The 8,061-nt window shown below is 56.6% G+C and carries 6 protein-coding genes; all 6 read left to right on the top strand.

All coding sequences use genetic code 11. The features are described from left to right. On the top strand, nt 1-974 hold a 974-nt coding region (locus LAO21_06785), incomplete at its 5' end, for an RHS repeat-associated core domain-containing protein (GenBank protein MBZ5552408.1). Continuing rightward, nucleotides 965-1,378 carry a hypothetical protein gene (locus LAO21_06780; protein MBZ5552407.1) on the top strand — a complete coding sequence of 138 codons (414 nt, stop codon included), beginning with the start codon at nt 965-967 and terminating at the stop codon, nt 1,376-1,378. The genes LAO21_06785 and LAO21_06780, both read left to right, overlap by 10 nt. 114 nt (nt 1,379-1,492) lie before the next feature. Continuing rightward, nucleotides 1,493-2,503 (top strand): hypothetical protein, encoded by a 1,011-nt coding sequence (locus tag LAO21_06775; protein MBZ5552406.1) that lies wholly within the window; start codon nt 1,493-1,495, stop codon nt 2,501-2,503. Between the two features lie 272 nt (nt 2,504-2,775). Further along, nucleotides 2,776-3,108 (top strand): hypothetical protein, encoded by a 333-nt coding sequence (locus LAO21_06770; GenBank protein ID MBZ5552405.1) that lies wholly within the window; start codon nt 2,776-2,778, stop codon nt 3,106-3,108. Nucleotides 3,109-3,502: 394 nt separating this feature from the next. Continuing rightward, entirely contained in the window at nt 3,503-4,090 is a 588-nt protein-coding gene (locus LAO21_06765) for a hypothetical protein (GenBank protein ID MBZ5552404.1), read from the top strand. A 283-nt stretch (nt 4,091-4,373) separates the two neighbouring features. Next, nucleotides 4,374-8,057 carry an EndoU domain-containing protein gene (locus tag LAO21_06760; protein MBZ5552403.1) on the top strand — a complete coding sequence of 1,228 codons (3,684 nt, stop codon included), beginning with the start codon at nt 4,374-4,376 and terminating at the stop codon, nt 8,055-8,057. Nucleotides 8,058-8,061: the final 4 nt, after the last annotated feature.

Below are 8,061 nucleotides of genomic sequence, written 5' to 3'. Positions count from 1 at the left end.
ACGCGACGGGGAGGCTGGTGGCGGAGTACTCCAATACCGCGGCGACCGGCGCCGGAACGAAATACCTCACGGCGGATCATCTAGGGAGCACAAGATTAGTGACCGATGCGAGTGGCAACGTTCAGGCACGCCATGACTATTTGCCGTTTGGAGAAGAGATCCCAACATTTTTCGGGAGCCGATCCTCGGTGGCAGGCTACAGCAACAGCGACGACACCAGACAGAAGTTCACCGGCAAAGAACGGGATGCAGAATCCGGCTTAGACGAGTTCGGTGCTCGGTACTATGCTTCCTCGCTCGGACGCTTCATGATCCCAGACTGGGCCGCGAAGCCCACAGCCGTGCCCTACGCGCGCTACGGCAATCCACAAAGCCTCAACCTCTACAGCTACGTCCAGAACAATCCGACCACGGTCGGTGACCCCGATGGGCATGATGGGATCTGGATCGTAGACAAGACGACCGGCCAAACAACACTTGTAATTCCTGTCCACATCACTGGAAGCGCGTCCACGCCCGCCAATGTATCTGCGATTGTGAAACGGGATAACACACTCAATACGAATGGTTCTCCCGTAAAGATACAGGTTGTCGAGACGGACAAGCCGATCAATGGGGTGCTGAACAAGATGGATTTCAGCTCGGGTTATGACCAGACAAAATACCCTGGCGCTGGTGAGGGCACGAACAAGTTAGGGGGAAATGAAGCTCACATTAATAGCGACAACGGTCAAGCAACCGACGCTGCAGCCCACGACATTTTGCATTTTGCTGGAATCAAAGATCAGTACCAAGAGGGACCACGGGATGCTCAGGGCAACCGAACGAGTACTCCCACGCCTGGATACGACAACACGAACATCATGACCTCTCGTTCCGGAACGAATCTGAAGCCGGAGCAGGTGCAGGAAGCACAGAAGAACCAAACCACAAAGCAGTGCACATCAGACAACGGAAAAACAGTATGCAAATAACCTCAGTTTGGATGCGTTGCGCCGCGATCATACTTGCCCTGTTCATAGCACAATCCACGGTCGAAGGGGCCTCCACGAGGCAGACGCTGGTTGAGGTGTGGTCTGGGGGCGACGACGGATTGACGCTGAGGCTTAAGGACACGCTTGAGAAGGCATTCAAATCGTCCTCTGCCTTCGCTCTGAGCAGTGGGAAGAAACCAGGAACCTTGATCGTGACGATTCCCACGCATGTCGGATGGAAGCAAAAAGGGAAACGAACTCAGGTGCTCTATACCGTCGAATTTACATCGGTTGACAATCAGCCTCTTGGTACCAGCACAGGCTCTTGTTGGGACGATGCGCTCACGAAATGTGCAGCCAGAGTCGTCAAAGATGCAAAGATCGCAGCGCGCAAAATGCCCTAGGATTAACTGCACATCACAGAAGCCAGACGCGAACGCCGAGTCTCTCCATGATCTGCTGAAGAAGTAGAAGTTCTCAACGACGCTGAAGCTGTCCATGATGCTGGAGTGAACCGCGTGAAGTTCTCAGAGATTGCGAACCGGCTGACGGGCATTTCGACTCCGCTGGTTGGGGTGTCGTGGCAGCCGTCCGATCTGGAGGTGAGTGCGGCTCGCCGGGTGATCGAGTTCCTGGAGGACCGCCGCGTGCTCTACGCCCCAGAGGAGATGGAAGTCGCCTCTCACTGCGTCCACTCAGTTCTGGAAATCCGCCACTTCCTTAGCGGCGAGTTGGGCAAGCTGGGGACCAAATCCGAGTTTGCAGCCAGCCTCCGAGCCATGAGAGCCGCCTGCCGAAAGTTCCTGGACCGGGTCGGAGTGGATGGCCGGGAAACGGTTCTGTACGCCAACCACCACGGCCACTGGGCGAGCTGGACGTTCTATAGTGCCCTGGGACGGGGTGGCGCACACATGCGCTCTTGGCATGTGTACGGTTTTGTGTGTGGGTCGGCTCGTCAGGAGCTTAGAGCAAATCAACTCTTCACCGCACACATCGCACAAAACGCGATGTATGCGCCACCCAACCAAATGACGCGACGATGGAATATCTGCGCCCTATTGCTTCTCATGATGACCAGCGGTTTGGTGCAAGCCCAAACACGATCTGGTCCGCTGAAAGTGACATTTTGTGATCTATACCAACAGCCCGATAAGTACGCTGGGAAGATCATAGAAATCCATGCAGCCGTCTATGGGTATCGTGATCCTACTCTGGAGGAGGCAGCCGCCCCTGAACCATGCCTAAGCTATATGACGATTGGGCTGGAGTTCCCGCAAAATGTGAAGCCAAAGCCGGACTTCGATGTAGAAAGAGACGAGTCTTTCCAGAAGTTTAAGGAGAGTTGGGAGAAGGGGATGCGGGTTATAACAATCTTTGAGAGTCGCTTCGATCCGGTCTTCACATGGAGAGACCATAAACGTGTGAGAGTTGGAGAAGGCCAAGGCTTCGGCAAGAAGCACTCACAAGATGGGCGCTTAGTTCTATGCAAAGTTTCAGATGTGAAGGCGCTGTACGTGCCTCGCAAATAGGGGGTGTGCCGCCGCCAGGATGAATGGCGTCTGGTCTTTCCAATCTCCAATTAAGATTTGGCGATCTGGAAGATCTCAGCTAAATGCTGGTCTGTCTCCATTTTGACTTCGATCCGATGGATGCCCCCCGAGATGGAGACATGTCCAAGTATAACGTAGCGCTAAAATGGAGATTGGAAAGGCCAGACCCCAATCATGTTGGCGACCAGGCCCTGCAAGAAGCTGTTAAAGAGCCGAAGAAAAAAGAGGAGCCGAAGAAGGAAGAATAGGTCATGAGGAAGACACCTGCTGTAGTGTCCCTCGCTTTGGGGATCGCAACGTCAATCCTGGTGGGGCTCGCGGGAAGCTACTTGCCCTATAGTCACGCTAGGGACAGCATCGTCGATGCTTTTGCGACGCCCGGCGCTTGGATTGCGGGCCTCGTCTATCCCCAGGGCGTGCACACCGGACGTGGCGCCCCGAATTGGGGGTTTGCTGTACTCGGCCTCAACTTCATCGTATATATACTTTTCTGGTACTGCTGCCTGCAAGTCGTAGCCTATTTTCGGAGGCGTAGGCAACAAGATGATGCACCGGACCTATCAGTACGACGCGGGGGAAGGTGAGTGTTGTTGAACTCAACATCCGAACTGACCAATTCTACCGCCAAAGAACGCCTCGGAAACCGGCCTCGACTACCTTGGAGCTAATCGCGAAGGTCTTCGCAATTGACTTTTGAAGAGATGACCTTGAACCAACCGTGGGGAATAAGCAGCGCTAATCGATTGCGCCTCGAGAAGGACAGTACTGAACTGATTCCGTCTCCACTGTCAGCGCGACCCAACCCTTGAGATGCTGCGGCAAGACACCCGGACCCAATTGTCAATAGCGAAGGCCTGACCCTCCTCATCAGGGAAATGTCGCATCCACTCAGATTCTTGACAGGAGAGAAGCAAGCCCCAACGACAAAAACGGTGATCTCGGGCATCCAGAAAAGCCCATCAAACCCCAGGCGCCAAAATGACCCCACAGCAAATTACATTCTTGCTAACCGGTCTTGCAGCAGGAGCCATTACTGTCGTCGGAGCAAGAGGGTGGCCCATGCTTTTAGTGCACGGTGTTGGGCCGCTGTTTTTTCTTGCAGTCCTTGCGGCGATCATCTTGACCGGGGCCTGGTCTCATCTCGGTGGCGGCTGGTGGCGCATACTCGCCGGAATCTGCATCTGCGTAGGAGCCTACCTGCTCGCGTTATTCGCGTTCTCGGCTGTGGGCGGATACTCACTAGACATTTTAGGTATTCCATCGTCTGGCGACTCAAGCAGATTCGGCCCTGATGTCTGGATAGGTTTGCTCGCCGCGGCTTTGGTTGCATCCGCCTGCATCGAATTCCTTGTTTATGTCCTCACCGGCAAATGGAGCAACTCTTTTCTCCTCCGCTTGGCAGTTGCTGGCGTTGTCACCGTTCTTGTGACCTTTGCAGTTGATCGAGCAGCTCACTCCTACTGGACTTTCTACGGTGTCTTGTTGCCCCTAGGGGAAGGTCTTTTCTGTGCCATTGTAGGAGCACAGATCTGGGGAAGTTCCCGGTGGCCGACCGTCCCCGGATGATTGGGGTATGGTCTTTCCAGGCTGCTGCTCAAACCCGAGAGCGCCCGGTGAGGGCGACGGGCCTACAACATAACCCCATGATTCTGCGCTGCAGGCCGTCCGCCTAGGCCGGCTGACCCGGCGAATTGATATGGGCAGCAGCCCGTTTCCAGTCTCCAATTAAGATTCGGCGTTCTGGAAGACCTCGGCCAAGTGCTGGTCTGTCTCCAGTTTGCCTTCGATCCGATGGGTGCCCCCGGATACGGTGACATGGTCCAAGTATAATGTAGCGCTGAAATGGAGATTGGAAAGGCCAGACCCCATTCGTCCTGTTTACGCCGACGGAACCCATCTAACAGAACGCGAAACGTTCAGCCGTCCGGAGAACGCGGTCACCGGCGGCCAAATCACCAATGCGGGCTACGTGGATGTTACCCACTACGATCCTGCCGCCGGGAACACGGTTGTTGCCGTAGAGCGACATTACTTTTTGGGGAACGGGCCCGGCGCCACCCTGTTCAACAATGGCCTCGATCTCGATGCGACGGTCTACAATGCGTGGGTGGACGGCAAGGAAAATCAGACGGATATCGGCTCGCCGGCCCTTCGCCGCATGACCAACTTCTGGACCCAGCAGCCGCCGAGTTGGTGGACCGCAAGCGCCGATCTGGCGCCGTCGAACAACTCTGTCATCCAGGAAACCGACACCACGTTGTTGGATATGAATCAGGTGTCGAAACAGACCTTCAACTATGACCAGTACTCGAACAAGATTCTCACACAGGAGTTTGATTACGGAGTGGGCACGCCCGGCCCGCTGGTTCGGTGCACTTCCACGACTTATTTGGCGGCGGGGTACGATACTTTGAACCCGAGCGCCAGTTCCCCCGACCCCGCTCAGACAATCCACCTGCGGAGACTGCCGACCAACCAACTTGTGTATGCCGGGGCGTGCGCGGGGACCCCCGTTTCTCAAACGCAATTCGAGTACGACAGTTACACGGAAGGCTTAACCATGAGCAATGCCGTGCAGCACGACCCGTCGTTCGGGACAACCTACACGACGCGCGGCAATGTGACGGCCGTTGAGCACTGGCGCAACACGGATGGCGCATTTCTTACCACCCGGAACCAATACGATGATGCAGGCAACGTCCGAAAAAGCGTCGACCCGAAAGGAAACACGACGATTTTGAGCCATGCAGACGCATGGGGGAACACGGCGTGCCAGCCGGTGGGAGGCTCAGCTGCAGCATATCTGACGAGCACGACCAACGCGCTGGGACACCTTACCAGCAGTACCTATGATTCGTGCACCGGATGGGCCATGTCGGCGACAGATGCCAACGGCCAGACAATCACCTTTGCATATAACGATCCGCTCGATCGGCCCACCCACGCGACCCGTCCGGCAGGCGGGGGAAGCACTAACTTCACCTACGACGATGTCAACCACATCATCACCACCGCCAGCGATTTGAACACCCTGGGTGACCAGTCATTGAAAGCGGCGACCATTTACGATGGGCTGGGACGAACGATCGAAACACGGCAATACGAGACCCCCTCCGCCTACATCAGCACTAAGCAAACTTACGATGCGATGGGGCGAAAGAAGACTGTATCCAATCCCTACCGCAGCACGACGGATCCCACATACGGGATTACGACGTTCGGGTATGACAGCCTGAGCCGGGTGACGTCGACGACCACGCCGGATGGAGCGGTGATGGCGACCGCTTACATTGGGAATACCACCACGGTGACCGATCCAGCCGGGAAATCACGCAAGAGTACCAGCGACGCGCTGGGGCGCTTGACTCAGGTGATTGAAGACCCGCTTGGATTGGCCTATCCAACCAACTATACTTATGATGCGCTGGATGATCTGAAAACCGTACAGCAGGGCGTGCAGACCCGCACGTTTGTCTACAACTCGCTGAAGCAGCTCACGAGCGCGGGGAACCCTGAGAGTGGGACTGTGAATTATACCTACGATGCCAACGCGAATCTGGCGTCGAAAACGGACGCCCGGGGCACCACCACAACGTACGGCTACGATGTATTGAATCGGATGACATCGCGGAGTTATTCGGACGCCACCACGCCCGCGGTCAGTTATAACTACGACGCTCTGGGAGTGGCCAACTCGAAGGGGCGGCTGACCAGCGTGAGTTCGAGTGTGTCCAGTAACAGCTATGGCGCCTATGACGCCATGGGGAGAGCGCTTTCCTATTCCCAGACGACCGACGGACAGGTCTATAGCATCGGCTATACGTACAATCTCGCTGGCGACTTGGTGCAGGAAACCTATCCCTCGGGACGAGTGGTCACGACGGGCTACGACGCGGCCGGTCGTGTGAACGCCGTGACCGGGACTAGCGGAACTCTAAATAGGATCTACCTGACGGCGGCGAACTATGCCCCCCAGGGTGCGATAGCGACTATGAGCTTGGGAAACGCATTGACTGAAACAACCCAGTTCAACAATCGCTTGCAGCCGACCTCGATCGGGCTGGGAACGCTGGTGAGCTTTGGATACGGCTATGGGACCACCAACAACAACGGCAATTTGTTGAGCCAGTCGATCAGCATCCCGGGGTGGGGGGTGACCCAAAGCTATGGGTACGATGCCCTGAACCGATTGACGAGCGCCAGCGAATCGGCCTCCTGGTCACAGAGCTACGGCTACGATCAATACGGAAATCGCACCTCGGTGACCTCGCCGACGTATCTTCCGACATATGCCCCGGCACCGGCGGTGAATGCGACGAACAACCGAATTTCCGATGTCGCCTTCACCTATGATGCAGTGGGGAATTTGACGCGGGCGCCGATCGTCCCCGGAGGAGCTCTTCAAAATTATGGGTACGACGCGGAAAATCGGCTGATCAGCTTCAACAGTGGTGCCGCAACGTACAGCTACGATGGCGATGGCAAGCGGGTAAAGAAGACTGTGGGCTCAGCCACAACGATCTTTGTGTATGACGTCGGAGGGCGATTGATCGCGGAGTATTTTAGTACAGCGTCGACCACGGGCGGCGGGACGCTGTACCTGACGGACGATCACCTGGGCAGCACGCGGGTGGTCACCGACGCAAGTGGCAACCTCAAGGGGCGGCATGATTACCTGCCCTTCGGTGAGGAAATCCCTTCCGGCATCGGCGGGAGAACCACGACGATGGAGTACGGATCAAACGATGGCGTCCGGCAAAGGTTCACCGGCAAAGAGTGGGATACGGAAACGGGGCTGGACTATTTCGGGGCGCGGTACTTGTCGGCGGCGCAGGGACGATGGACAATTCCGGACTGGTCCGAGGGAGCGGCACCTGTACCGTACGCGGACCTGCACGACCCGCAGACCCTGAACCTCTACGCCTACGTTCGGAACAATCCTCTGACTCGTTCTGACCCCGACGGCCACTGTCAGGACGATAAGGGCAAGGAACGTGGGACGCTGTGGTGCGCCGCGCACGCCCTCGGGTTCATCCAAACCGACAAAGACAGGGCCGACGAAGCTAGGAACTTCTTCACGATTAACCCCACCAAAGACGCGAGCGGCAATCTCATCGACCCTACGAAGATGTCGGACGCCGAGGTGACCAAGACGTTCCAGGACTTCAACCATGAGAGGCGCGATCAGATCGAAGCAATGGCGATCGCCACTGCTGGTGATAGGGCCCTCGGGGTCTACATAAACCTGCTCGATGCCAGGGCTCAAGGCCACGTGCTTGAGGGCGACGCCACCGGCGGAGGGCATAGAGCGGGCACTGGAATACCTGGCAAGAGCGAGTTCCCCGCCACTTGGAGCGATGACAAAGTCCTTCACTATATCTCGGACGTTGCCACAGCCCCGAACTCGATCGTGACGAGGCAAGGCAACACTACACTCGTTGAAGGCACGCGGGAGGGAGTGAAGATTCGCGTGGTGGAACGCGACGGGCGCATCGTGAGCGCCTATCCCACGAACACTCCAAGAAACCCCTAGGGGA

Source organism: Terriglobia bacterium, from assembly GCA_020073085.1.
Lineage (GTDB): Bacteria > Acidobacteriota > Terriglobia > JAIQFV01 > JAIQFV01 > JAIQFV01.
Note: the sequence above shows the minus strand (reverse complement) of the source record. Positions and strands in the feature narration are given on the sequence as shown.

Excerpts from the sequence above, each read along its gene's own strand:
- LAO21_06770 (MBZ5552405.1), top strand. The coding sequence starts at position 2,776 with ATGAGGAAGACACCTGCTGTAGTGTCCCTCGCTTTGGGGATCGCAACG.
- LAO21_06765 (MBZ5552404.1), top strand. The coding sequence starts at position 3,503 with ATGACCCCACAGCAAATTACATTCTTGCTAACCGGTCTTGCAGCAGGA.
- LAO21_06780 (MBZ5552407.1), top strand. The coding sequence starts at position 965 with ATGCAAATAACCTCAGTTTGGATGCGTTGCGCCGCGATCATACTTGCC.